At 35.8% G+C, this 26,236-nt stretch carries 29 protein-coding genes, 1 pseudogene and 1 riboswitch; of the genes and pseudogenes, 19 read left to right on the top strand and 11 right to left on the bottom strand.

The genetic code is table 11. From position 1 onward, the window contains the following. A pseudogene (locus tag Q8S25_RS10775) lies at positions 1–881 on the top strand (hypothetical protein); the annotation flags it as partial. 108 nt (positions 882–989) lie between these two features. Here the strand turns inward: Q8S25_RS10775 and glmS are convergent. Then, positions 990–2,828: a glutamine--fructose-6-phosphate transaminase (isomerizing) gene (glmS, locus tag Q8S25_RS10770; RefSeq protein ID WP_305537594.1), complete on the bottom strand. Its 1,839-nt coding sequence runs from the start codon at positions 2,826–2,828 to the stop codon at positions 990–992. Positions 2,829–2,958: 130 nt separating this feature from the next. On the opposite strand from glmS, the gene Q8S25_RS10765 reads away from it, so the two are divergent. Together Q8S25_RS10765 and Q8S25_RS10760 are read left to right on the top strand one after the other, a co-directional pair. Continuing rightward, on the top strand, positions 2,959–3,498 hold the full coding sequence (locus Q8S25_RS10765) for a histidine phosphatase family protein (protein WP_305537592.1): 540 nt from the start codon (positions 2,959–2,961) through the stop codon (positions 3,496–3,498). Positions 3,499–3,531: 33 nt separating this feature from the next. Next, positions 3,532–4,311: a hypothetical protein gene (locus Q8S25_RS10760; protein WP_305537590.1), complete on the top strand. Its 780-nt coding sequence runs from the start codon at positions 3,532–3,534 to the stop codon at positions 4,309–4,311. Here Q8S25_RS10760 and Q8S25_RS10755 read toward each other — a convergent pair whose 3' ends face one another. Next, positions 4,312–5,544: an alkaline phosphatase family protein gene (locus Q8S25_RS10755; RefSeq protein WP_305537588.1), complete on the bottom strand. Its 1,233-nt coding sequence runs from the start codon at positions 5,542–5,544 to the stop codon at positions 4,312–4,314. 97 nt (positions 5,545–5,641) lie between these two features. Here Q8S25_RS10755 and katG point away from each other — a divergent pair, with 97 nt between their 5' ends. From katG to Q8S25_RS10740, 3 genes are all read left to right on the top strand, one after another. Beyond that, positions 5,642–7,864 carry a catalase/peroxidase HPI gene (gene katG, locus Q8S25_RS10750; protein WP_305537586.1) on the top strand — a complete coding sequence of 741 codons (2,223 nt, stop codon included), beginning with the start codon at positions 5,642–5,644 and terminating at the stop codon, positions 7,862–7,864. 92 nt (positions 7,865–7,956) lie between these two features. Next, positions 7,957–8,571, top strand: a complete 615-nt coding sequence (locus Q8S25_RS10745; protein WP_305537584.1) for a PAS domain-containing protein — start codon at positions 7,957–7,959, stop codon at positions 8,569–8,571. Positions 8,572–8,591: 20 nt separating this feature from the next. Next, a complete protein-coding gene (locus tag Q8S25_RS10740) occupies positions 8,592–9,218 on the top strand; it encodes a peptidylprolyl isomerase (RefSeq protein ID WP_305537582.1) in 627 nt (208 codons plus the stop codon). Here Q8S25_RS10740 and Q8S25_RS10735 read toward each other — a convergent pair. Continuing rightward, on the bottom strand, positions 9,215–9,706 hold the full coding sequence (locus tag Q8S25_RS10735) for a nuclear transport factor 2 family protein (protein WP_305537580.1): 492 nt from the start codon (positions 9,704–9,706) through the stop codon (positions 9,215–9,217). The genes Q8S25_RS10740 and Q8S25_RS10735 overlap by 4 nt on opposite strands. A gap of 135 nt (positions 9,707–9,841) precedes the next feature. Here Q8S25_RS10735 and Q8S25_RS10730 point away from each other — a divergent pair, with 135 nt between their 5' ends. Then, positions 9,842–11,410, top strand: coding sequence for a hypothetical protein (locus Q8S25_RS10730; protein ID WP_305537578.1), 1,569 nt, complete (start codon positions 9,842–9,844; stop codon positions 11,408–11,410). Between the two features lie 257 nt (positions 11,411–11,667). Here the strand turns inward: Q8S25_RS10730 and Q8S25_RS10725 are convergent, their stop codons facing one another. Together Q8S25_RS10725 and Q8S25_RS10720 are read right to left on the bottom strand one after the other, a co-directional pair. After that, a complete protein-coding gene (locus Q8S25_RS10725) occupies positions 11,668–12,345 on the bottom strand; it encodes a hypothetical protein (RefSeq protein WP_305537576.1) in 678 nt (225 codons plus the stop codon). An 18-nt stretch (positions 12,346–12,363) separates the two neighbouring features. After that, a complete protein-coding gene (locus Q8S25_RS10720; protein WP_305537574.1) occupies positions 12,364–12,906 on the bottom strand; it encodes a YceI family protein in 543 nt (180 codons plus the stop codon). Positions 12,907–12,975: 69 nt separating this feature from the next. On the opposite strand from Q8S25_RS10720, the gene Q8S25_RS10715 reads away from it, so the two are divergent. From Q8S25_RS10715 to Q8S25_RS10695, 5 genes are read left to right on the top strand one after another with little or no spacing between them, the layout of a single operon-like run. Next, positions 12,976–13,839: a UbiA family prenyltransferase gene (locus Q8S25_RS10715; protein WP_305537572.1), complete on the top strand. Its 864-nt coding sequence runs from the start codon at positions 12,976–12,978 to the stop codon at positions 13,837–13,839. Beyond that, positions 13,832–14,926: a type III polyketide synthase gene (locus Q8S25_RS10710; RefSeq protein ID WP_305537570.1), complete on the top strand. Its 1,095-nt coding sequence runs from the start codon at positions 13,832–13,834 to the stop codon at positions 14,924–14,926. Before Q8S25_RS10715 ends, Q8S25_RS10710 begins: the two co-directional genes overlap by 8 nt. Continuing rightward, positions 14,919–15,641, top strand: a complete 723-nt coding sequence (locus tag Q8S25_RS10705; protein ID WP_305537568.1) for a methyltransferase domain-containing protein — start codon at positions 14,919–14,921, stop codon at positions 15,639–15,641. Before Q8S25_RS10710 ends, Q8S25_RS10705 begins: the two co-directional genes overlap by 8 nt. After that, entirely contained in the window at positions 15,631–16,770 is a 1,140-nt protein-coding gene (locus Q8S25_RS10700) for an NAD(P)/FAD-dependent oxidoreductase (RefSeq protein WP_305537566.1), read from the top strand. Before Q8S25_RS10705 ends, Q8S25_RS10700 begins: the two co-directional genes overlap by 11 nt. Before the next feature lie 22 nt (positions 16,771–16,792). Continuing rightward, complete coding sequence (locus tag Q8S25_RS10695; RefSeq protein WP_305537564.1) at positions 16,793–17,605, top strand: DUF547 domain-containing protein; 813 nt, start codon at positions 16,793–16,795, stop codon at positions 17,603–17,605. A gap of 8 nt (positions 17,606–17,613) precedes the next feature. Here the strand turns inward: Q8S25_RS10695 and Q8S25_RS10690 are convergent, their stop codons facing one another. The 6 genes from Q8S25_RS10690 to Q8S25_RS10665 form a co-directional block, all read right to left on the bottom strand. Further along, on the bottom strand, positions 17,614–18,522 hold the full coding sequence (locus tag Q8S25_RS10690; RefSeq protein ID WP_305537562.1) for an HAEPLYID family protein: 909 nt from the start codon (positions 18,520–18,522) through the stop codon (positions 17,614–17,616). Between the two features lie 113 nt (positions 18,523–18,635). Beyond that, positions 18,636–18,947 carry a Na/Pi symporter gene (locus Q8S25_RS10685; RefSeq protein WP_305537596.1) on the bottom strand — a complete coding sequence of 104 codons (312 nt, stop codon included), beginning with the start codon at positions 18,945–18,947 and terminating at the stop codon, positions 18,636–18,638. A 44-nt stretch (positions 18,948–18,991) separates the two neighbouring features. Further along, positions 18,992–19,948 (bottom strand): Fic family protein, encoded by a 957-nt coding sequence (locus tag Q8S25_RS10680; protein WP_305537560.1) that lies wholly within the window; start codon positions 19,946–19,948, stop codon positions 18,992–18,994. A gap of 42 nt (positions 19,949–19,990) precedes the next feature. Beyond that, complete coding sequence (locus tag Q8S25_RS10675; RefSeq protein ID WP_305537558.1) at positions 19,991–20,344, bottom strand: hypothetical protein; 354 nt, start codon at positions 20,342–20,344, stop codon at positions 19,991–19,993. Between the two features lie 111 nt (positions 20,345–20,455). Then, on the bottom strand, positions 20,456–22,492 hold the full coding sequence (locus Q8S25_RS10670; protein WP_305537556.1) for a PAS domain S-box protein: 2,037 nt from the start codon (positions 22,490–22,492) through the stop codon (positions 20,456–20,458). A gap of 43 nt (positions 22,493–22,535) precedes the next feature. Then, complete coding sequence (locus tag Q8S25_RS10665) at positions 22,536–22,700, bottom strand: hypothetical protein (RefSeq protein WP_305537554.1); 165 nt, start codon at positions 22,698–22,700, stop codon at positions 22,536–22,538. 62 nt (positions 22,701–22,762) lie between these two features. Between Q8S25_RS10665 and Q8S25_RS10660 the strand changes: the two genes are divergently transcribed. The 7 genes from Q8S25_RS10660 (at position 22,763) to Q8S25_RS10630 (ending at position 26,214) form a co-directional block, all read left to right on the top strand. Beyond that, a complete protein-coding gene (locus Q8S25_RS10660; protein WP_305537552.1) occupies positions 22,763–23,206 on the top strand; it encodes an HAD domain-containing protein in 444 nt (147 codons plus the stop codon). Between the two features lie 118 nt (positions 23,207–23,324). Beyond that, entirely contained in the window at positions 23,325–23,564 is a 240-nt protein-coding gene (locus Q8S25_RS10655; protein WP_305537550.1) for a DUF433 domain-containing protein, read from the top strand. Positions 23,565–23,733: 169 nt separating this feature from the next. Beyond that, positions 23,734–24,261, top strand: a complete 528-nt coding sequence (locus Q8S25_RS10650) for a hypothetical protein (RefSeq protein WP_305537548.1) — start codon at positions 23,734–23,736, stop codon at positions 24,259–24,261. Further along, positions 24,245–24,931, top strand: a complete 687-nt coding sequence (locus tag Q8S25_RS10645) for a nucleotidyl transferase AbiEii/AbiGii toxin family protein (protein WP_305537546.1) — start codon at positions 24,245–24,247, stop codon at positions 24,929–24,931. The genes Q8S25_RS10650 and Q8S25_RS10645 overlap by 17 nt, the downstream gene beginning before the upstream one ends. A 69-nt stretch (positions 24,932–25,000) precedes the next feature. After that, positions 25,001–25,098, top strand: a riboswitch (SAM-I-IV-variant riboswitch). Between the two features lie 47 nt (positions 25,099–25,145). Further along, a complete protein-coding gene (locus Q8S25_RS10640) occupies positions 25,146–25,283 on the top strand; it encodes a hypothetical protein (RefSeq protein WP_305537544.1) in 138 nt (45 codons plus the stop codon). Positions 25,284–25,538: 255 nt separating this feature from the next. Then, positions 25,539–25,775: a UPF0175 family protein gene (locus tag Q8S25_RS10635; protein WP_305537542.1), complete on the top strand. Its 237-nt coding sequence runs from the start codon at positions 25,539–25,541 to the stop codon at positions 25,773–25,775. Continuing rightward, positions 25,753–26,214 carry a DUF3368 domain-containing protein gene (locus tag Q8S25_RS10630; RefSeq protein ID WP_305537540.1) on the top strand — a complete coding sequence of 154 codons (462 nt, stop codon included), beginning with the start codon at positions 25,753–25,755 and terminating at the stop codon, positions 26,212–26,214. The genes Q8S25_RS10635 and Q8S25_RS10630 overlap by 23 nt, the downstream gene beginning before the upstream one ends. Positions 26,215–26,236: the final 22 nt, after the last annotated feature.

Raw genomic sequence — 26,236 nt, 5'->3', positions numbered from 1 at the left:
TTGCTGGAGTTAAAGGTGACAAGGGAGATACAGGTGCTCTAGGAATTCAAGGAATTCTAGGCGAGATAGGATTAACAGGAGAAAAGGGTGATCAAGGTATTCAAGGTGTTGCTGGAATTAAAGGTGACAAGGGAGATACAGGTGCACAAGGAATTCAAGGAGAGAAAGGATTAACAGGAGATAAGGGAGAAAAGGGTGATCAAGGTATTCAAGGTGTTGCTGGAGTTAAGGGTGACAAAGGAGATACAGGTGCACAAGGAATTCAAGGAGAGAAAGGAGTTGCAGGTGCAAATGGTATCAATGGAGTTGATGGTGCAAAAGGAGATAAAGGTGATAAGGGCGATCAAGGAGTTGCTGGCGTTAAAGGTGACAAAGGAGATACAGGTGCACAAGGTATTCAAGGTGTTGCTGGAGTAAATGGTACAAATGGAGTTGATGGTGCGAAAGGAGAAAAGGGTGATACAGGAGCAACCGGAGCAACCGGTGCAACTGGGCCACAAGGAATTAAAGGAGACAAAGGAGATACAGGAGCAACTGGAGAAAACGCTGTTTCCACTGCTGGTGCAGGAACAACCTCTTCAAGAACTTTTACAATAAACAACTCTACTTTCTCATCTCTAGTAAATGCTAGTGGTATATTGATACATACAACAACTATTATCACTTCTAGTCAGAATCGTGACCCTATTGAAGTAACATTGCCAAACGCTACATTAAATAATGGGAAAACAATCGTTCTAAGAGTTAGTAATAACCAGGAGAAAATAGATTCCGTATTAAGTTTAGGAGGAAGTGTAGATAATAGTGGCATTTCAATTGACTATCGCTTTTTACAATATATCTCAAACGGTACAAGCTGGTTCTTAATGAATTATCGTTAATACTGATAGCTATAAATAGGGGATTCCCTCAATTATAGTACAAATGAAAATAGTAGGAGTTTTTACTCCTACTATTTTTATGTTAAGCAATAACTAAAAAACAAATCATTACTCCACCGTTACACTCTTCGCTAAGTTTCTAGGCTTATCTACGTCAAGACCTTTGTAAAGACCCACATAGTAGCTCAATAATTGCAAAGGCACAACGCTTAATAAAGGAGCAATGGCTTCGTCTGCATCAGGCACAAACATGACGTCGTCTGCCATGCCAGGAATAACTTCGTCGCCAACAGTTGCTACAGCAATCACTTTGCCTTTTCTGGCTTTTATTTCTTGAACGTTCGAAACAATTTTCTCGTAATAAGAATCTTTTGTTGCAACAAAAACAACAGGCAAGTTTTCATCTACCAATGCAATAGGGCCATGTTTCATTTCGGCAGCAGGATATCCTTCTGCATGTATGTAAGAAATCTCTTTTAGTTTAAGCGCGCCTTCTAGCGCAACAGGGAAATTGTATCCTCTTCCTAAGAACAAAAAGTCTGCAGCGTCTTTGTATTTTTCTGCAATGCGTTCAATATTAGAAGTGTCGGCTAAAATCTCTTTTATTTTTTCAGGGATGCTTTCTAAATCGTGCATTAATTGAACATAACGATCTTTAGAAAGTGTTCCTTTAGCGTAACCAATTTTTAGCGACATCATCATTAATACAGCCAATTGGCCAGTGAAAGCTTTGGTACTAGCTACTCCAATTTCAGGGCCACTATGGGTGTATGCACCCGCATGACTTAAACGAGCAATGCTGCTACCTACTGCATTCACCACTCCAAAAATAAATGCGCCTTTTTCTTTGGCACTTTCCAATGCAACTAAAGTATCGGCCGTTTCACCGCTTTGAGAAATGGCAATGATTACATCACCTTTATGAATCACCGGATTTCTGTAACGGAATTCAGAAGCGTATTCCACTTCAACAGGAATTCTACAGAATTCTTCAATTAAATATTCGGCTACTAAACCGGCGTGCCAACTGGTACCGCAGGCAACAATCATGATGCGGTTTGCATTGATGAATGCATCCATATTATTTTCGATTCCACCCATCATAATTTGCAAACTCTGAGGCAACAAACGACCTCTTAAGCAGTCGTGAATGGTATTGGGTTGCTCATGAATTTCTTTGAGCATGAAATGATCATAGCCGCCTTTTTCAATAGCTGCTAATTCCATATCTAGTTTAGTAATAAAAGGCGTTTGCTTTTCATTACCTAAGTTCTTCAGAATTAATTCGTCGGGTTTAACAATCGCAATTTCATAATCATTTACATACACTACTTCTTTTGTGTATTCAATAATTGGCGAAGCATCACTAGCTAAAAAATGTTCGCCCTTGCCAATACCAATTACCAATGGGCTTCCTTTACGGGCAGCAATAATGGTATCGGGTTCATCCTTCGAAATCAAAAGAATACAATAAGCACCAACAATACGTTTTAATGCAATTCGTAAAGCTTCTTCTAAAGTACAGTTGTTATTGATTTTAATGTCTTCAATAAAATTCAACAATACTTCAGTATCGGTATCACTTTTAAAATGATATCCTTTTGATTCAAGTTCCTTTTTAATTTGAGTGTAGTTCTCAATGATTCCATTATGAATCATGGCTAAATCGCCACTCTGAGATTGATGCGGATGCGCGTTTCTGTCGCTGGGTTCACCATGGGTAGCCCAACGAGTATGACCAATGCCAATATGTGCGTGCACGTCATGACCAATAGTGGCTTCTTCAAGCTCAGCCACTTTTCCTTTTTTCTTGTAAACGTTAATATGATGATTGTGCAATAAAGCAACACCAGAACTATCATAACCGCGGTATTCCAATCTTTTCAGCCCCTTTAACACAATAGGATAGGCCTCTCTTGGCCCTATATAACCAACAATTCCACACATAATAAATGACTTATTTAGTTGCAAGTTTAATTATATTTAATGAATAAATTGTTGTTTTGCAAGAACTTGCAGTAACTAGAGTTGCAAACAGCGTCAACTGCGGTTTTTTGCGGTAAATAAAAAAAATTAAATGAAAACGAGACAAATAGTAAGAGGGTTAATGACCCTGGTGATTTTATTTTTTGGGTGGAGTATAGCCGTCGCACAAACAACCACAGTATGGATTGTTCGGCACGCCGAAAAAGACACGGCATTTGCAACAAGGGCCAATCCCGATTTAACTGCAGAAGGCAAACAAAGAGCAAAGGATTTAGCCGTATACCTTAAAAAAGAAAGCATTGCTGTTATTTATTCAACCGATACTAAAAGAACTAGGCAAACAGCGGAACATATTACGGCACCCTTAGACATTTACAATCCAAAAAATTTAGGAACGGTTGCCACCCAATTACTTGAAAAGGCAAAAGGGAAGACTGTTTTGTTAGTAGGGCATTCAAATACGGTGCTAGAAACAATTGAAGCATTGGGAGGCCAACGACCTGTTAAAGCCTTAAGCGATGATGATTATGATTATATCTTTAAGGTAGAAATAGAAAACAATAAGCCAGTGAAAGTTCAAGCATTCCAGTTTGGACAATCACATAGAGGTGGTAATGCTACCATGCATTAAGTTGTATTTTTGAATAGAGAAAATTATTAGAAGATGAACAGATTATTGATTGCCCTTTTGATTTTATTAATGGGTACAAGCTTTATGCAAGAAGACAATTTTTATGTCATTTATGTAAAGGGGGGTGCAATTAATACTGTAAACAATCGCGGAGTTAGAATGGGCGATATGCTTAAGCCTACCGATAAAATATTTTTGAGAGATGCCAATTCAAAATTGGTATTAATTCATCTTAAAAGAGGGAGAGTAGAAATTACGCCCAAATCTGCAGGTAAAGATTTAACGGTAAAAGACCAGGTTACAGCTATACAGAGTGAGTATAAAATTGTTTCGAGACCACTTAATTACGAAGGGTATAATCCTAGAACATATTTTCATTCACCCGAGACCAATTACCGAGTTTTGTTGGTTACTGGATTGCCTTTAAAAATTATTCCTTTTTATAAATTAGATGTACAAAATTTCTTTTACCTGCAATGGGAAAAAGCGGGAGCTACAGTTGTAAGAAAAATACCAGCATCCGATAGAGGAATTTATTTTAATCAAACGGTTATTAGCGATGCAGATCAATTAGCCGAAGGACAAAAAGTGAAATTTTGTTACCAGCATTATGAATATGGGGTATTAAAAAATGATGTACTGGCAGAGTTTGTTCCGGTAGTAGCACCACTGAGCGTTATTAATCAGCAAGTAAACCTGATTAAAAAATACAGTTCACAAAAAGAATCACGTGTAGTAAACGCATTGGTAACTGCGCATTTGAATGACAATTACGGAAAAGTAGGGAGCGAGTATTTGCACAATATTCGATAGTTATTTATTGTGCCATTGGGTGTTGATGGTATTGTACTTTCCTACTAAAACAAATTTAGCAAAGCGTTTATTTGAATCAATATTAATTGAAAATTGTTCTTGTTCAACTGCAACGGTAGCAAGGGTTTCATAGCTGTCTTCTTGACCTTCTTTAAATAGATTGGTATAGCTTACTAGAATACGAACTTTGGTATTTTTCTCATACGCTTTCCAATGAATCATTAAACTGTCTCCCCTTTTTTCTACAGAAGAATGCGACAAGGAAACATTGCCAATAATTGGAACGCCATCTAATTCGTATTCATTTGCTTTAGGAATATTTATTTCTTGAAAACGCAGCATAGTAGGAAGTATATCTACAATGGCAGGCGCGTTTAATTGAAAATAAGTATTGGAGTTTTTGATATTAGCTATCATCCAAGTAGTTCTTTCTCCATCGGATTGACCACCATGATTTTTACCTGTTGCAATGTCTCTTCCATGGTCGGTGGTAATAATGAATAACCAATCTTCCTGGTATTTTTTTTGCCTGAATTGTATGGCATCCCAAATGGTTCCCATTTGCGAGTCTAAATATTCAATGGCTTTTTCCATTTGCGGGCTATACCCAAAACGATGGCCAATATCATCGGTATGTTGTAAATAAATCCAAGATAAATCTGGCGCTGCTACACGAATGGTGCTGTCTGCTTTGGCTATTACATGGTTGTCAATTAAATGGGTATATTTTGCTTCTTTATCGTGCGGAAATTGAAGGGTGTCTAATTCATACCCATCGTAGGCATAGTCAATGTTAAAACCGCCTGTTTGTGGTAAGCCATCACCAACCAATTTGGTTCTATTGTCTTGCCAAGTAGAAAAAACTGCAGTTGATTTTTGCGGGTATTGTTCTTTGAGGTACCTGAAAATAGAATAGTAATGATAATTGGGGTTCTTAATATTATTATCTAATACTTGGTGTTTGTTGGCCCAAGTGCCAGTAATCAAGTTATTGTAGCCTGGTGCAGAAATAGTGGGGGTTTGGTTGAAGGCGTTTTTAATCCCCCCAACAAAAGCTCTTTTATAAAAACCGTTGGCAATAATTTTATTTAGGTTGGGTTTTGCCGATTTCTCTATTAAATCTGCAGGAATTCCATCAGCAATTACGAAAACAATTTTCAACTTTTTTTGTTGAGCTTTTATTACGTTTAACCCACTAAAAGTTAACAGAAGTAGTAAAATTGAATGATACATTTTGTAACTAATTTTTCAATTAAAATAAACACCGTCTATGCAAGTTTCGGTGTAATTTTGCACTCTAATTTTTTAACCGTAAAAACCAAATCAATATATGGAAAATAACCCAATGAATGCAGGTGGCGAAGCCAAGTGCCCTTTTACAGGAGCAACAGCTAAAGCAACCCAAATAGCAGGTGGTGGTACCAGAAATCGCGACTGGTGGCCCAATCAATTAAAGTTGAATATTCTGCGTCAGAATTCTATGTTGTCTAATCCAATGGATGCATCTTACGATTATGCAACAGAATTCAAAACCTTAGATTTAGCAGCAGTAAAAACAGACTTAACCAATTTAATGACCAATTCGCAAGATTGGTGGCCTGCCGATTTTGGACACTATGGTCCATTCTTTATTCGTATGGCATGGCATAGTGCAGGAACATACAGAACTGCAGATGGTAGGGGTGGTGCTTGTTCTGGAACGCAGCGTTTTGCTCCATTGAATAGCTGGCCCGATAATACCAACTTAGACAAAGCACGTTTGTTGTTATTGCCTATTAAACAGAAATATGGTAAGAAATTATCTTGGGCCGATTTAATGATTTTAACTGGTAACGTAGCATTAGAATCAATGGGCTTTAAAACCTTTGGTTTTGGTGGAGGTCGTGCAGATGTTTGGGAACCAGAAGAAGATATTTACTGGGGATCAGAGCGCGAGTGGTTGGGCGATAAGCGTTATACAGGCGACCGCGAATTAGAGAATCCATTGGCAGCCGTTCAAATGGGATTAATTTATGTTAACCCTGAAGGGCCTAACGGTAATCCTGATCCATTGGCATCTGCTCGCGATATCCGCGAAACATTTGCACGTATGGCAATGAACGATGAAGAAACCGTAGCATTAATTGCTGGCGGACATACTTTTGGTAAAACACATGGTGCAGGAGATCCAGGCAAATATGTAGGACCAGAGCCAGCTGCTGCGGGTTTAGAAGAGCAAAACCTTGGCTGGAAAAATAGTTTTGGAACTGGTAATGGAGAGTATACTATTACTAGTGGATTAGAAGGTGCTTGGACCACCACTCCAACCAAATGGAGCAATAATTATTTTGAAAATTTATTTGGCTTTGAGTGGGAATTAACCAAGAGCCCAGCTGGTGCACATCAATGGAAGCCAAAGAATAATGGTGGAGAAGGAACAGTACCAGATGCACATAATCCAAACAAGAAACATGCACCATTTATGCTTACTTCTGATATTGCATTAAGAGTAGATCCTGCTTATGAAAAAGTTTCTCGTAAGTTTTATGAGAACCCAGATTTATTTGCCGATACATTTGCAAGAGCTTGGTTTAAATTAACGCACCGTGATATGGGGCCTAAGGCATTGTATTTAGGTTCAGAAGTTCCTGCTGAAGAATTAATATGGCAAGATCCTATTCCTGCTGCAACCTATAAAACCATTGATTCTGCTGATGTTGAAGCATTGAAGGCGCAAATATTAGCAACTGGTTTATCAGTATCTGAATTGGTATCAACTGCTTGGGCTTCTGCTTCTACATTCCGTGGATCAGACAAGCGTGGTGGTGCCAATGGCGGTCGTATTCGTTTAACACCGCAAAAATATTGGGAAGCCAATAATCCTGCTCAGTTGTCTAAAGTATTAGACGCATTAGAAGGTGTTCAAAAAGCATTCAATGCTGCTGCAGGTGACAAGCAAGTTTCTATGGCAGATTTGATTGTATTGGGTGGTTGTGCTGCAATTGAAAAAGCGGCGAAAGCAGCTGGTCATAACATCACTGTTCCTTTCACTGCAGGAAGAACAGATGCTTCTCAAGAACAAACTGATGTTGAATCGTTTTCTGTATTAGAGCCTATTGCAGATGGTTTTAGAAACTATGCAAAAGCTCGTTATACATTATCGGCAGAAGAGTTGTTAATAGACAAAGCCCAGTTGCTTACTTTAACTGCTCCTGAAATGACCGCGTTGGTTGGTGGTATGCGTGTATTGAATGCCAATTACAATCAAAGTAAGCATGGTGTTTTAACCAATCAACCAGAAGTGTTAACCAATGATTTCTTTGTGAACTTGTTAGACCTTGGTCATACTTGGGTGCCTACCAATGATCATAAAGACACATTTGAAGCACATGATCGCAAAACCGGCGCTGTTAAATGGACTGGAACCCGTGTAGACTTGGTTTTTGGTTCTAACTCCGAACTACGCGCTATTGCTGAAGTATACAGCTATGCAGACGGTAAAGAGAAATTGATAAAAGACTTTGTTGCTGCTTGGAATAAAGTAATGAACCTAGACCGTTTTGATGTAAAATAAATATTAGTTGTGTTATTATAGAAAGCCTCGAGTTTACTCGGGGCTTTTTTATTGTTGCAAACTCCTATATTTGAGATACCTATTATTATTGAATGACCCAACAAGAAATCATCAACCTACTGCCAGAATTCTTGCGGAATTCAAGCACTTATTCTTTAATTATTACCGATTTAGAAGGAAAGTATATTTATGTAAATGACGTGTTTGAACAACGATTTTCTTTTTTGAGTCCACATTTTGTAGGCGAACATATATCTGTAGCAATTCATCCAGAAGACTTAGCAAAATGCGATGAAGTGGTGCAGAAATGTTTTATTCATCCCGACAAATCTTTTCCCATTGAAATAAGAAAACCAAGTAATTTAAAGAATGAGTACCATTGGACGCACTGGGAGTTCTCTTTGTTCAAAGACAAAGCGGGAACCCCTGTAGGTATTCTTTGTTTAGGTCATGATATCACTGCAAGCAAAGCAAAAGAAAATCAAATTGTGCAGCAAAACGAAAGGCTGAAGCAAATCACATGGCAACAGTCTCATGAAGTGCGAAGGCATATGGTTAATATGATGGGCTTGTACAAATTAATCAAAGACTCAGCTGTTTTAACAGAGACCGAAAAAATAGAGAAACTTGATTTGTTGTTGAATGAAACAAAAGAACTTGATCAAATCATACATGCTATTGTTGAGAGAAGTGTAGGGAAGGAGTAATAAATATTATTTTTCTAATTATGAAAAAAGCAATCGTTCCATCTTTTCTTTTAATGCTGTTATTGGTTGGTTGTGCCAAACCAGTTTTCAAATCAAAATGGTTAGATGAACAAGCTCCAGCAAACTTTATCACAAGGTTTGAAACAAGCAAGGGTAATTTTGATGTTGAGATAACCAGGGCATGGTCTCCCTTAGCGGCCGATCGTTTTTATCAAACCGTAAAACATCGTTTTTATAACAATACCCTTTTCTATAGGGTGGTACCCAATTTTGTGGTACAGTGGGGCAATAATGATACCTTGTTTTTACAAAAATGGAAACCGTATAAATTAGCAGACGAACCTGTTATTCAAAGTAATTTAAGGGGATACCTTAGTTACGCCAGGAGCGGTAAAGAAACCAGAGGAAGTACACTATTCATCAATTTAAAAGACAATCAACGATTAGATACACTTAAAGCTGGTGGCGTAGTAGGATATCCCCCTTTTGGAAAAGTCATTAATGGAATGCAGGTAGTTGATTCTTTATATGCGGGCTATGAAGGCAGAACTATGCGCGCCCTCGATACCCTCCAGAAAAATCCAGCATTATTTATGGAACGTTTTCCAAAGTTGGATAAAATTAATAAGGCTTATATTATTCGTTAATTAGTTGGTTGTGGTGCTAAATCAGAATTGGCTATATCTCTAATGATTTTCCATTGGCCACCTACTTTTTTCCAAAGCACAATAAATTTTTCTTGACCTACTATTTGTTCACCAACATAAATAGTTACAGCGCCTTCTTCGGCTAATAAATCTTCTGTACCCCAAACTTCATTGGTTTTAAGTTCAATTTTATTCACGCCTCCTTTGATATATCCCCCAAATACAGACTGAATACCTGCTTTGCCAACAACAGCTGGCATGCCTGTAAACATGAGCTTGGCATCATCCGCATACATATTAGCAATTGCAACGGAGTCTCCTTTTGCAAAAGCATCCATAGTTATTTTATTGGCTGCTTCAATTTCTGTTTTAGCAGTAGCTAAGTCGAAAGTAGTTTTATCCGTTTCTACTTTAAGTTCAGATTTGCAACTGAATAATAGGGTAGACGCCAATAATGTGGTTACTAGAAAAGTGTTGAATGTTTTCATTGTAAAAGGTTTAGGTTTTAAGATAAATAAATTTATTGAAGTATTAAAATTTAGCTGATTCAAGCTACATGTAATTCAAAACCAAAATTGGTTTCAAAATCAGTACTAATTATATTTGATTAAAATTCAATTCCTATGCGCATATTATGGGTGGTAGTGTATATTTCCTTTATTTTAGTTGGGTGTAAGAAAACCAATGATATAATAGTTAGACCAGTTCCGACTCCTGCACCAGTAATAAAATTGCCTATTTTAGTCACTGATTCAATTAAAAATCTTTCTGGCTATTCAGTTGATTTTAGTGGTAGACTTGTTGATTCAGGCGGTTCTAAAGTGAAAGAGCTTGGTTTCTTGGTTGATACTGTTTCAATGCCCACTTTACAACGTAATGTTAATAAAATCACTAAGAATGCAGATAGTGCTGGGGTTTTCAAAAGTGTTATTATTGGAATACCTTCCAATAAAAGGTGGTATATAAGAACATATGGTATCAATGATGATGGTGTTGGGTATGGGAATGAGGTTAGTTTTAATTCTCTACCTGATAAAACGTATTTTGGTTCCATTACATTATCTAATCAACAGGAAGTCAATGATTTTGGCTCCAACAATTATACTTATATAAGAGGAGGTCTAACAGTCACTGGAACTACTATTACGGATTTGTCTCCTTTAAATAGTATTATTAAAATCAGTAGTAGATTAGATATAATTAGAACTTCCATCAAAGATTTTACTGGGTTGGAAAATCTTGAAATAATTGGGGTTGACTTTCCCGGTGGGTTGAAGGTTGAACATAATTATTTACTCAAAAATTTTAAAGGTCTAAAAAAATTAAAGATTATTGATGGAAATACTTCTATTTTCAGAAATAAAATCTTAGAAAACCTTGAGGGGCTCGAAAGTTTAACAACTTGCTTGAATTTCGAAATTCATATCAATGATAATGAAAATTTAAAATCATTAAAAGGATTAGAGCAATTAAGAATCTTGTTGGGTAGTCTTATGATTAGAAGAAATCCTTTACTTACCGATATAAGTGCTTTAAGAAATCTTGAAGTCTTGTATTATGATCTTGAAATTGATAATAATGCTTCTCTAACTAATTTAAATGGACTTGAGAAAATAAAATTACTAGAAAGAATAAGTTTAAAAAACAATCCTAATTTGTTAGACATAAGTGCACTTCGAAATATAGACTCTGTCAGATTTGCTATATATGCAATTGGTAATTCTGTATTGTCTGATTTTACCCCATTAAATAAAATTAAGCACTTGGAAATACTGAATGTATCTGACAATTCAAAGCTGAGTAGTTTAGATGCATTTCAAAATCTACGCAGTTTAATATATTTATATGTTGAACGGAATCCTTTGCTTTTTAATTTTAAAGGAATGGAGAATATACAAAGTTTGAAGATTCTATATGTTTCGCATAATGATAAATTACTAAATATGAAAGGGCTTGATAATTTATCAAATGTTGAAACTGTTAATTTAAATAATAATCCATCTTTGAAAAATTTGGAAGGATTGGGAAATATTAAAAGTTTAAAAACTCTTTTTGCAATAGCTATAAATAGTTCATTAGATGATTATTGCGCAGTAAAGCCACTCTTAGTATCAGGCATTACTGGGGAATGGCTTGTTACAGATAATAAGTTCAATCCAACTATAAGTCAAGTCATAGCTAATTGCAAATAGGAAAATATAATATTTAACTTTAAGTTTAGTTATATCAGGTATGATAATAAGCTATTGATTAAATTGAAGGATTCTTTTGGCTTCAAATTCCGATAATGTATTGGTAACTTTTTGTCTGCTGCTGCCAATTAATTAGAAATTTTTTTCAAGGGTAAACCACTCAAAAATTTCCTTGATTACTCTATTCCCATTGTTTTCAATGAATTCAATACTTAAATAGCCTTCTTTTAAAAAAAAGCTTATTTAAACTCAACAGCTTAAAAATGATAAGCTACCCCAATACCGAATAAGTTGGTTATATTCCTAAATCGATCGTTTTGAACAGGAACGGTTTGAACCTTATTAATAGTAGTGAGTTCTGTGAAAAAATGCTGATAAGCCAGTTTAATCCCCCACTTGGTACTCACTTTATAACGTAGGTAAAATTCAGAGTTTAGCGTGCCACGGTCATTGTTGCCTACCAATAATACATTCATGCGGGTTGGCTCTGCTGTAGTAGTGGTTGAGGTTCCGTTACCGCTGAATAGTTTGATTCTTGATGGTCCAAATGAAAACCCAATCAAATCAATATTGAACCCTACATCTAATTTGGGCGATATATGGTATCCCAGGTTGAGAATAGCATTTAAAGCATAAGTGCTGGCTGAAGAGCTAAATAAACTGTCTTTATTAGCTGAATTAGCGGCAAGACTTGCGGGAGCAGAAGTAAATACTTGATTCTTACCAAAAGCGTTACTCAATCTTACACCTGTTCCAATATAAAAGCTTTGTTTTTTTCCTAAGTTCCAGTTCTTAAAATACCCAAAGGAAACTGTTGATTGTCCGCTACCAAAACCAAGGGTGAAGTCTACTAATTGTTCGGTTCTAGCCTTTTGTTGAGCATGTAGGGTAAAAGTGGTTGCTACTAAAAGAATGAATGAGCTTACATATTTCATTTGATTGGTTTTATATGGTTAGTTTTTATTCGCAATAATATCTAGTTGCACGGTCAAGTTATCTGATAAAGGCAAGCTACTACCACCCACTTTAAAGTCACGGCGATTGATGGTAAATAATCCTTTAAATTGATAGCCTTTATTGGTTGGGCTAGCCGTAAAGTCAAATTCAATGGGTTTGGTTGTTCCTTTGATAGTAAGGTTTCCAGCTACTTTGTATAAACCTGCTGCATTGCCTTTTGTTATTTTGGAACTTACAAAACTGATCAAAGGAAATTGCGCTACATTAAAGTAGTCTGCTTTCTTGAGGTGCTTGTCTCTAGCAGTGTTGTCTGTATTAATTGTATTGGCATTTACCGACACATTGAAGTTGCTGTTATTGAGTTCGGATGGATCAAAGCTGATGGATCCTTTAATCCCCTTTAATTGACCATCCACTTTTATTCCAAAGTTTTTAATGACAAATTGTACTGTACTCTCGGCATCAAGTGGATTGTATTTTTGAGCAAACGCAGAAGTAGAAAGCAATATAATTGCAATAAAAAAGGATAAAACTTTCATAGTTTTTTGTTTCTTCATCATTTTACAATTGTAAACGGGATAAGTTCAATTTAAATATTAACTTAAACTATGATTCAGCAATCAACCATTCAGCTGCTTCGCTTTCACTTCTCCTTTTTCTTAATGCCCATTTATTGGTTTGCATTGAGTCAGGTGCCTACTATCAATTGGTTGAATGCAGTATTGGTTTTTATATTATTACATGTATTGGTGTATCCTGCCAGCAACGGATACAATTCGTATATGGACAAAGATGAAACGGCAATAGGTGGATTAGAGAAGCCGCTACAGCCCACCCGCCAATTGTTTCAGGTGACGGTATGGATGGATGCGTTGGCAGTACTCATTGGATTTTTCATTAGTGTGTATTTTGCTATTGGAGTACTCTTGTATATTTTGGTATCAAGGGCATACAGTTATAGAGGCATTCGATTGAAACAGTATCCAATTATTGGATTTTTAACCGTGGTGGTATTTCAAGGAGCGGTTACATTTTGGTTGGTATATCATGGAACCAGTTCAGACCTTACGTTAGAAGCACCCTGGCCTGCAATGATAGCGGCTAGTTTATTAATTGGAGGCTTTTATCCACTCACACAAATATACCAGCACCAAGCCGACAAAGCTGATGGGGTAACCACTATTAGTTATGTATTGGGTTATAGAGGAACGTTTATTTTTACCGCTGTAGTGTATGCATTATCCTTTGGGGTATTGGTTTATTGGTTTTTATTGTCTTATCAAGTAAATGGATTAATCTTATTGCAACTGTTTTTTATACCTACTTTAATTTACTTTTTTTATTGGGCCAATCAAGTTTGGAAAGATGCTGCGGCGGCAAATTTTAAACATACCATGCAAATGAATTTGATTGCATCGGTATGCACCAACTTGGCATTTATCACTATATTAATATTGAATCTTTTTGAGTAAAATTATTTCCATAGGAACAGCAGTGCCGGCATTTAAACACGAGCAAAATCGCATATTAACGTTTATGCAAGAAGTGTATGGGTTAGATGCTGTAGAAGCTAGAAAATTAAAATTCCTGTATCGGCAAAGTGGCATTGATCATAGGTATTCGGCCATTGCCGATTTTAGTACCGATGCAGCTGACTGGAATTTTTTTCCACCAGTAGGGTCTGTAAATAAAACGCCTTCTATTGAAAAGCGAATGAATTTATATGAGGCAACCGCCGCTCCCATGGCAAAGGAATCTATTGAAAACTGTTTAGTCAATTACATGAATTGCAAAGGCATCACACATTTGATAACAGTGAGTTGTACGGGTATGAGCGCACCAGGATTGGATTTGGAACTGATTGAATTATTGGATTTACCTAAAAATATCTACCGAAGCAGCATCAATTTTATGGGTTGCTATGCAGCTATTCACGCGTTAAAAATGGCCAATGCTATTTGTAATTCAGAAACAAATGCAAGGGTCATGATTGTGTGTACTGAATTATGTACGCTCCATTTTCAGGATGCAGCCAATGCAGATAATATTGCTTCAAGTTTATTATTTGGAGATGGCGCAGCTGCGGTATTGGTAGTGTCTGATGATGTTGCAATGACGGGCTTGCACATCAAAAGTTTTTATTCTGAAATTGTACCAAAGGGCAAAGACGATATGAGTTGGGTGATTGCATCTACCGGATTTTTAATGACCCTGAGTGGCTATGTGCCCGATTTAATTCAGGCAGATTTTGAAAGCCTGATGAATAAAGCGATGGATAAAGCAGGCATATCAAAAGAAGACATTCAATATTGGTGCATTCATCCTGGAGGAAAAAGAATACTCGATGCTATTGCCAAAAGCCTTGATTTCAATGGAACAGAGTTGGAACAAAGTTTAGCGGTACTAAAAGAGTATGGCAATATGTCTTCACCTACGGTACTATTTGTGTTGAAGAAAATTATGGAACAACTGCAAGCAGGAGCGTCTGCAAATATTTTTGGGGCCGCATTTGGTCCTGGCTTAACTATGGAAACTTTTATTGCGTCTACCCATGCCTAATTTCAGCGAAAGATCATATCAAAAAGAATTGCTAGATCAGGATGATATTCCTTTTGAAGCCATTCAGCAAAATATGAAAGAGCTGGATCGCATCAATACGTTATTGGGCGGCCATGATATTACTATTGCAGGGTTAAAGTATGTATTGGATTATGCCAATACTCGAATGCCTGTTCGTGTTTGTGAAATTGGTTGTGGGGGAGGAGACAATCTTCGGGTAATACGCGATTGGTGCAGGCAACATCAAATAGAAGTGGAATTAATGGGCGTAGACATTAATCCACATTGTATAGCTTTTGCGCAAAGTAGAAGCGAGAATAAGGGTATGGAATTTATTTGTTCTGATTATGCCTTAGTGTTGTTTAAACAACAACCACATATTGTATTTTCTTCTTTATTTGGTCATCATTTAAATCATGAACAGTTTGTGCAGATGTTGCAATGGTGCAATAACAATGCATTGGTAGGCCATTTCATCAACGATTTGCAAAGACATTATTTGGCTTATCATTCTATCAAACTTTTAACCAGTGCTTTTTCTAATAGTTACTTAGTAAAGAACGATGCACCCCTTTCGGTGTTGCGCGGATTCAGTAAAGAAGAATTAGAAAATATGTTTGCCGAAGCGGGTATTACCCATTATAATATACAATGGAAATGGGCATTTAGGTGGTTGGTTTGTGCTATAATTAAAAAGGAGCGGAATGGCTTATAATGTTTCATACGATATAGCCATAGTAGGTGGTGGGCTTGCAGGATTAGCGCTCTCTATTCAATCTGCAAAAGCGGGGTTTAAAGTAATTTTATTTGAGAAAGAAGTGTACCCTTTTCATCGGGTATGTGGGGAGTACATCAGTTTAGAAAGTTGGGATTTTATTGAAAGTTTAGGCGTTCCATTGAGTAAAATGCAATTGCCCATTGTGAACAAGTTAATGGTAACTGCACCCAACGGAAATAGTATTGAGCAGCCTTTAGATTTAGGCGGCTTTGGTATTAGTAGGCATCAATTAGATCATACATTGTACCAATTGGCAAAAGACCTTGGCGTACGAATTGAAACGGGAGTTAAAGTAGATGATATTCATTTTGAAAATGCATTATTTTCCATTCATTCTTCTTTGGGTATTGTTCAGTCGCGAGTGGCGGTGGGTAGTTTTGGTAAGCGCAGTAATTTAGATGTGAAGTGGAAACGGCCCTTTATTTTAGGCAAGCAAAAACAGCTGGATAATTTTATTGGGGTGAAATATCATATAGATATTGATTGGCCCAATGACTTGATAGCCCTGCATAATTTTAAAGATGGCTATTGTGGTATTTCTGCCATTGAAGCTGGTAAAACTTGTTTGTGTTATTTAACCACTGCGCATAATTTAAAAACCCATGGCGGTTCTATTGCGTTTATGGAAGAAGCGGTGTTGAAAGCCAATCCATACTTGAAAAGCATTTTAGAAAAAGCCGTTCATTTATATGAAGCCCCCGTTACGATTGCGCAGATTTCTTTTGAACGAAAATCATTAATTGAAAATCATGTACTCTTAGTAGGCGATGCGGGTGGTATGATAACTCCGCTCTGTGGCAATGGAATGAGTATGGCATTGCATGGATCTAAGCTTGCTTTTGAAGCCATTGCGCCGTTTTTGCGCAATGAACTTAGTAGGGTAGCCATGGAACAACATTATGCTCGAGTATGGAATAAAACATTTGCTCAGCGTTTAACAGTGGGTAGGTGGGTGCAGCGTTTCTTTGGTAAAACTTGGATGACCAATGCCTTTATTGCTGCGTTAAAACCATTCCCTTTTCTAGTGCGTGCTATTGTGAAGCAGACGCATGGGGAGGGGTATTGATAATATGTTTTGATTCAATTTTATGTTTAAAATATACGTATTTCTATTTAGCATGGTTGTTTTTATTGGGGTTTGGTGCTATGGTGCTAGGCCTATAAAAAAGTCTGCGTTAGTTAATGAAAATGCGGCGGCTATGATCAACCCAATGGCTGATTCTATGTTGAAAATATCAGGGGAGTTGTTGTATAAAGTGAAGATTAAAGGTAATACTGATGTCGTTGAAAAAGCATTGAATGGTATAACCTATGCGCAACTATTAAAGGGACTCAGCAATGATGCAGCTAAAAAAACTTTTTGGATAAATCAATATAATGCATGGTTTCAAATTTTAGCCACCCGATTTAAATTGTCTAGACCTGCTATTTTTACGAGTGCTAAAATTCCAATTGCGGGGAAATTATTCAGTTTAGATGATATTGAACATGGCATTCTTCGCAAGTATCGTTGGAAGTGGAGTATGGGGTACTTGCCGCAGTTCATGCCTTTGAAAACGATTAAAGAATTGGCGGTTGATACTATTGACTATCGTATTCATTTTGCATTGAACTGTGGTGCTAAAAGCTGCCCACCGATTGCTTTTTATCGATATGATAAACTTGAACAACAGCTTGATATGGCTACTGTTGCTTTTGTAAAAGGAGAGTCGGAGATTGATGAAGAAAAGAAAGTCATAACTACCAGTAAAATTTTATCTTGGTTTAAAGGCGATTTTGGAGGGTCTAATGGAATTAGGGCGCTTATGACAAAGGTTTTTAAGCGCGATTTTGCGGGGTTCTCCATAAAATTTAATGAATACAATTGGGATGCTGATTTAGCTAATTTTGAAAAGGAGTAACAGGATTTTTAAATATGTTTTACTTTATGTTTTGGTTCATAAATCAATCTTAAAAAGCTACTGAACCGTTGCGTCTCCCTTTTTATTGGAATACCTGTAACAATACCAATCAATAAATTATCGGTTATTCCTACTCTCATTTGTGGACGAATAGTCATATCGAAATCCCTTTTATGAAGTTCTTTGTTGAATTCAATACCTATAAAATTTCTAGTGCCAGGAATCATATAGTGTAGGTTAGAATTTATTTGCCAGATGGTATTGAGTTTATTATTGCCGAATTGGTGCTCAATAATTGGACCTGTATAAAGCAAAGTATGAAAATTATCTCCCCATCTTTTTGCTGCAACAAAAAATGGGTTATAAATATTTCCTTTTACTATTTTCTCTTTTCCATATTTATTAAAACTCGTTAATTCAAATTCATGAATATAACCAATGGCCATACTCGTACTATTTTTTTCATTAACATAAAATGAATATTGTGTAGCTAGTTTTATACTATTCAAACGGCTTTGAGGGGTTTCAGCCCTATTTATACTAGTGTCGGTTCTGTAATAAAATGAAAAGGGTAGTTCTACTTCAAATCCAAGTCTGTCTATGGGTGCAAATTCATATTCAATAAGGGCAGAATAATTATCGAATGTTTTGCGGTCTGTCATGCCCATTCCAATATTCCACTCTCTTTCTCCCTTTCTTGCACCAAGGTCTCGAATAAGATCTATAAAGAGTGGTTCAGCGTGAAGCACTTTAGGTTTGCCTTTCACTTTTTCTATCTCAGCAATATAAATACTATCTTTTCGGTTATTGATAATATCTGTACTGTCTTGCTGATTTTCTTGTCCAAATGATAAGGACGATAAAATGATGAGGATAGAGGTAAAATAACATTTCAACATCTTTGTAAAACAACTCATTTGGTTATCTGCAAAATTACCTGAATTTGATAATCTTTATTTTTACGGTGCAGTTAAAAAAGGGTTAATGTAGTTTGTACAAAGTGAATATTAATATTGTTTCGCATGCTGATTTAGCCAATTTTGTCGGGCAATAAACGATTTAATTGTTTTTCGAAAAAAGGAATGGTTCCAATGAAGATTAGAACACCAAATATATTAAACAACATATGCGCATTGGCCAGTGTTCTTTCTACTGAAGCGCCCCCACTAATTGTTTTTACCAAGGCTGTAAATGGATAAAATAATGCAAGCCCTAAAGCAATTGACAATAGGTTGAAAGTAACATGAAATAAGCCAGTTTTAATTGCTTGTCTGCTTCCTTTAATAGTTGCTAATAAGGTATCACTACAAGTGCCTAATTCAGCACCTAGCATTACGGCAATTCCAACTTTACCTTTTTGTGAAGTTTTGGTGGGAGTGGAATGTCTTAGTTAATTGGGTTATAGATGGTATTGCTTTTGTCACCAATTTTTTGAATTAGGTTTTCTTTTACTGCTTTATTTAAATCTCTGCTTGCAGTAGCAGTTGAAATGGTTTTGAAATAATTTAAATAATCTTTACGAGTAAATTCTTTCACTGAAGTTGCTAAGAAAATTTGAATTCGGTCTTCATTTGTTATTGGGCCAATTCTTTCTGTCAGTAGTTCATCTAGTGATGCGTTAATGGTACTGAGCATAAATACAATGAATTGGGTTGATTCCCCTGATTTATCACTATTTGCCAGCGCTTTATAATAGGCTTTCTGATTTTTGCTGATTAAAGTTTCGAAGGGTAAGTACCCAAATAATGGATATTCTTTTAAAAGTAAAAGCGTTTGCCAAAGTCTGCCCATTCTGCCATTCCCATCGGTAAAAGGGTGAATAAATTCCATCTCGTAATGAAAAACACAACTTTTAATGAATACATGGTCTTCGCTTGTTTTTACGTATTCAAAAAGATCTTTCATTAAGTAAGGAATATTTTTAGCTGGAGGGGCTACATGTGTTAATTGATTTCCTTTCACAATTCCGACACCAGTTTTTCTATATTGACCTGGATGAGTAATTAACCCTTGCATCAGGGATTTATGTGCAGCTAAAAATGATTTCTCTGTATTTGGTTTTAGTAAATGTAATTGATTGTATACTTCTATTGCATTGGTAACTTCCTTAATATCTTTATTAGGCCCTAAAACCCTTTTGTTTTCGATGATGGCTGTAATTTGATCAATTGATAAAGTATTGCCTTCAATAGCCAAAGATGCTTGTATGGTTCTAATTCGATTGCGCTTTCTCAGCGCAGGGGCTTGCTTGATTAATAAGGAACTATTTATTTCCCCCATTTTTTGGGAAATCTCAACTATTAATTGAATGATGGGGGCATTAATGGTGTACGGTGGTTTCATTTGATAGTATCATATGATACTATCAAATGTAGGGAAATTTACTCAATGTATCAGCTGCGCCCATCTAATTTCATTGAAGATGGGTTTTCTTTTTTGTGTTTGGTCTGTGTGATTGTAAATCAATTCTATTTTTTGGGAGTCGCTATCGAAATAAGATAACCAAGGCGATACAAGGTGGTCGGCTATGGCTATGGCTTGGTGGATTTCAACTGATGCATTGCCAGCTGGTATCGTTTTCTCGAGATGGATGGAGTAGGAGTCTATGAATTTTGTATAAGGTTTGATAGATTGTAGCATGGTGTTTTCTCCCAATTCATTCAGGAGTAGATTACCTAATTCTTCTGCTTGTTTTAAGCTATGATGGTGTTGGGTGATGATGGTGATTTGGAGTTTCATGGTTGTATCAGTTTTTTTTGAAAATGTTTTCCAGGTCTTTGGTTTTATTTTCATTGGTGTCGTATTGTTCTGACCAAATATTATATGCTTGTTAGGTGTTCATGTTGATTATTAAATCTTAATGGTTATTAAGGTTCCTTTTAATGGCTCACTTTCAATTGCAATAGTGCCGCCAAGTGCTTCTACCTGTGTTTTTGTCATAAACATTCCCATGCCTTTGCCTTCTAGATGCCGATGAAATCTGTTGTAAAGCCCAAATACTTTATTTGAATTCTTATTAAGGTCGATTCCTAATCCATTGTCTTTAAAAGTTAAAACCGTTTTCCCATTTTTATATTCACTTTTTATTTCAATTTTAGCGGGCAAATTAGGTTGGGCATATTTTACACTATTAATAATTAAGTTGTAAAAAATACTATAAACAAAAGCTCTCAGTGAATATATTTCATTGATTGCTGTAAAATTTTGGATAATGGTTACATTATCCTTCTCTAATAATTGTGCAATACTAACCGAAATCTCATTAACTAAGGTAGAAAAACTAATTTGTTCTTTTTTTTCATTTATATCATTTTTTACTTGTAGAATGGTATTAAGGTCTTTCAATACATTATCAAGTGAGTTAGCAGACATGCAAAGGCTACTGATAAACTTTTTTAATTCTTCTGGATCAAGAAATTCCGTATTTAAAATGTTCGAAATACCTAAGATATTTACTACGGGGCCTCGTAAATTATGAGAGACTATGAAGGTGAATTGCTCTAAATCTCGGTTTCTTTGTATTAAATCTTGGGTAACTTTAGTTTTATCTAATTCTGCTATTTTTCTTTCCGTAATATCTCTAGAATGACAAGCAGTTCCTACAATGTTTTTGCCCTCTTTTATTGGATGGAAAGATATTTCGATCCAATTAACTTGGGGTGCTGGTGTATAGAATATTTCGGTAAAATACTCTCCATTTAAAGCCCTTTTATACCAGTTTTTGTATTGATTTAATATTTTTTTTGGTAAAAAGGGTAAGAGTATATGATCTCCCTTTTTTATGTTTACGCCAAGTTCTTTTTGTAAGATTCTTTCATAAGGTAAATTACAGGTAATTAAATTAAAATTGGTGTCTACGCTCCATAATAAATCGGTTGAATTATTTATAAGCGCTGTAAGATTATTACTGTCAAATTTAATCTTTAGTTCTTGTTCCTTCCTTACAGAAATGTCTCTAAAATTTGTTACTATGCCTTTAATGCTTGGTTCTAATAAATAGTTAGTTACCATTACTTCACACCATACCCAGTTTCCATTTTTGTGTAAAAGCCTGCATTCATTGGTAAAAGAAGCCCCTTCTATTTTAACCAATTTTCTTCTTTTAAAAATAAATACTTTCAAATCATCTGGATTAATTATTCCTGACAATTTTGTTTGAATGATTTCACTATTTGAGTAGCCTAAGATTTTTGTTACGGAAGAACTCGCATATAAGATATCACCCTTTTTGGTCGAAATTGTTACCATGTCGGCACTTTTTTCTGTTAGTAACCTAAATCGCTGTTCACTCTGCATTATGATAGATTCTGCTACTTCGTGTTGCTTTGCTAATTCAATATTGTCTAAACAAAATGAAATGTCGTTCGCAGCTTCCATAAGCATCGTAATTTCTGCTTTATCAAAAAAATTATATTCTTTAGAATAGATGTAAAAGCAACCAATTGTTTTATTCTTTTTTTTTATTGCTAATTTAATTGCAGAATTTAGACCTACTTTATAATTGTGATTTGGCCAGGCAATTTCTTTTTTTTCAGATATGTTGTTGATTACCTGATAGTCTATCCCATTTAGTAAAGGTTGAGTAGTGCTATTTTGGGTATAGTTTTTATCTTGTAATATTCTTTTTAATTTTATTGAAACTCCATAGCTCGAAACTAATTTAACAAAATTGGTTTCTTCATCTAAAATTCCCACCCAAGCCATTTTAAAATCACCCTTTTGCACAGCAATTTTGCAGACTTCATTTAATAAATAGGTTTCGATTTTAACTTTGGAAATTGTTCTATTTATATTGCTAATGAACGAATACAAATGGTTTGCCTTAATGAGTTTTGCTTCAATCTCTTTAGTTTGTGAAGTCTTTATTGGTAAATCTAAGCGAGACACAATAAACTGTATTTAGTCAAGGTCAAGATATGAATAGACTTTACTAAATAATTGCATTAATGCAATTGAATGTTACATTATTACAAGGTATTTCAAGGCCTGATTGGCGGATATGATTGATTGCTTGATTTATAATGGCATAACTAGGGTCTACAATATTAATGGGAACTATTTGAATGCCCGCGTTGATGATGTATTGGTTGGTCATGGGGTAAAGGTTGAATAATTCTGAAAACAGCTTATTTCTAGAAACCCCTAATTTTGCCTATTATGTTGCTTTTCTTAGACATAGATGGTGTTATGGTTCCTGCCAAAGGCTGGAAAAATCCTGAACTCTTAAATGATGGATTTCCTGCTTTTAGTAGAAGGGCTTCTCATGCACTTCAGCATTTAATGTCTGAAAATGTTATTATTATGCTTACCACTTCGCATAAGGCAAATTTTAGTATTGAAGAATGGAAGAGTATCTTCAGAAATAGAGGTATCCATATTAATAAAATAGAGCGTCTTCCTGAGAATATTGATAATTTGAATAGGAAAGATGAAATTGTCAATTGGTTTAAAGTCAATAATACCGAAGAAAACTTTATCATTATTGATGATGATACATCTTTGAATGATTTGCCTGATTATCCGAAGGCGCATTTGGTTCAGCCCAGTCCTTTAATAGGTCTTACAGAGGAGCATTTAGTGAGGTTGAGTGAGTTGAGGTAGGGGGAGGTTTAGAGCCGCGGGATAGTAGGAGGATGTGGCTGTGAATCGTCGAAATGATTAGGTATTAATACCTAATTACACTAAATGTTTGCGATTTCAAAATTTTGTATATTGCAGTATGAATTGGCAAGATTATATCGTTTCTGATAATCAAGTTCTACTTGGAAAACCTACCATTAAGGGTACTAGGATTTCTGTAGAGTTGGTATTGGAATTATTTTCTGCTGGATGGACGGAGAAACAAATCCTTGAGTCTTATCCAACAGTTACTGCTGAATCTTTGAGGGCTGTATTTTCTTACTTAAAGGAATGTATACAGCAGGAATTATACTTCCCTATATCTAGTGCTAAATTCTAAATTTTACTCCTCCTGTCTATTACAATGGTTTTGACGAATAAGTTGGGGGATTTTAACTGCCGTAGGTATTAGACTTCCTCATTTTCGCTGTTAGCCTGTAAGAAGCCGAAATTTATTTTGATTTGTAATTTGTAATTCGTAATTTGCAAATTGCAAAATGTGAATTAATATGAGGCAGCATAAAGGAATGAGACCCCAGGACATAGTGGTTTTGATTAAAATAATCCTTTTTGAAGACAAGGATTGGCAATTTCAGGATATTGCTAGAGCTATCTATATAAGTCCGGCAGAGGTTTCGGAATCGCTTAGTCGAAGCTCCTTTGCATGCTTAATTAATCATGAGCGCAGAAAGGTCTTTAGAAATGCTTTTTTTGAGTTTTTGCAATTTGGTTTGCCTTATGTTTTTCCTCAGGCCCCTGGTCCAATGACTAAGGGGATGGCAACTAGTCACAGTCACAAATATTTTAAGGGCAACATAGTCAGTAATGAGGTCTATGTATGGCCCGATCCTAATGGTGGCGATTATGGTCAAGCAATAGAGCCACTTTATATTAATCAAGTAAAAGCAGCAAAAGAAGATAGTAGGTTATATGAAATCCTTGCTATGCTTGATGTTATTAGGGTGGGTAAGAATCGGGAGAAAAAGGTTGCTATTAATTATTTGCGTAAATTTTTATTAAATGAGTCATCAAATTAATATTACGAGGATTAGGGCGGTTTATAATGCGCTGGGAGATTTAAGAGATGATGTAGTCTTTGTTGGAGGTGCTACTGTTTCACTTTATGCTGATCAAAAAGCTGAGGAAGTTAGACCAACAGAAGATATTGATGTCGTGGTTGAGATAATGACTCATAGAGACTTTTCATTGTTGGACGAAAGGTTAAGAAAATTAGGTTTTCAAAATGATCAAGCCTCTGGAATTATCTGTAGGTATATAATTGATGGATTAATTGTTGACATCATGCCGATTCATGACGAAGCCATTGGGTTTGCTAATCAATGGTATCCTCAAGGGTTTGAGCGGGCAACCTATTATAACATCGATAAAGATTTAAGCATACGGATTTTTGCTCCAGTTTATTTTCTTGCTTCTAAACTTGAAGCATTTAAAAGTCGGGGACAGAATGATGGTAGAACTAGTAAGGATTTTGAGGATATCATTTTTCTTCTAGAGAATAGAAGTCTAATATGGCAGGAAATGGAATCTGCTGAGAACGATGTAAAAGATTATTTGAAAACAGCGTTGGGCATTATTTTAAAAAATCCTTTTGTTGAGGAATGGGTGGATTCACATGCAGGATATGGGGTAATTCCTGCCACGGCTTTCATATTAGATTCAATGCAAAAGTTTGTGGAAGAGGGGTAAGGGGATTACAACCGCCTCTTTAAATTAACTTTCCTTTAATTCCACCATTCATTTATTTTCCTATTTTTACACTGTCATCAAGATTCTACTATGGTAGAAACCAACCGAGACGCGAGTCCACGGTGGTGTTTGAGATGAGGACTGATAAGTCAAAATAAAGCGCTTTTATCTCCACTCATTTTCTTGATGCGATTAACCTTTAAAAATAATCGCAATGAAACATTTACAATTTCCGTTTGCTGAAACAGTAACCCTAGTAGTTAAAAATGGTAAAGCCCGATTTAGTATTGAATGTGAGCTTGCTTCTTCTGAGATTGAGATCTATCAGTCTTTAGCTTATCGTTCTAAGTAGTGGTAGTTATATCCAGGCTTTTTCTGAGTTCTCCTTGGTTTTATTGATTCCTATTGGTCATGCGTTGATTAAGGAGATTGTGTTGGATGAGAGTAAGATCACTATTGCTAAATAAGTAAAATCAATTTTATGAGTAATCTTGGGTTTGGGGGGATTAGGGCTGTCGCGTTAAGGAGGTGTCTCAGTTTGTCGGAATAGAAAACAGAATCAAATGCAATAGTTTGAAAGCCAAATAATTATTTGTAAATTCGACATATGAAGACGCTTACATTACAAATACCTGATAACTTAGACGAGAAAGATGCTCAAACTCTTTTGGCAGCAAAGTTGTATGAAAAAGGTGATTTGACATTGGGTCAAGCTGCTGAGCTTGCTGGATACACTAAAAGAACTTTCATGGAACTTCTAGCAAATTACGATGTATCCATTTTTAACTACACAGAAGAAGAATTAGATAAAGAGATTTTACATGCACAAAGCTATCATCTCTGATACTAGTTGTTTGATTTTGTTAGACAAAATTGGAGAACTTGAAATCTTAAATAAGTTGTTCGGTAAAATTATTACCACATCGGAAGTTGCAAATGAATTTGGTCAACCACTCCCAACTTGGATTGAAATTCAACAGCCCACTGATAATAACTATCAATCAATCATTGAAGCTTCTGTAGATAGTGGGGAAGCAAGTGCTATTGCTTTGGCATTTGAATTAGATAATTGTTTATTAATTATAGACGATTTGAAAGCTCGAAAATTTGCTAATCAAATTGGATTAACTATTATTGGAACTATGGGTGTAATTGTTGATGCAAAGCTTGCTGGAATTATCCCGTCGGTAAAATCAATTATTGCAAAAATAAAATTGACAAATTTCAGAATCACTGAACAATTGGAAATAGTTATGTTAAAGAAGTCTGGTGAGTATGAATAAGGTACACTATTTCTAAATTTTA

The organism is Sediminibacterium sp. (assembly GCF_030695065.1).
In the GTDB taxonomy this organism is placed as follows: domain Bacteria; phylum Bacteroidota; class Bacteroidia; order Chitinophagales; family Chitinophagaceae; genus Sediminibacterium.
The sequence above is the reverse complement of the archived record's forward strand: the minus strand, read 5'-3'. Positions and strand labels throughout refer to the sequence as shown.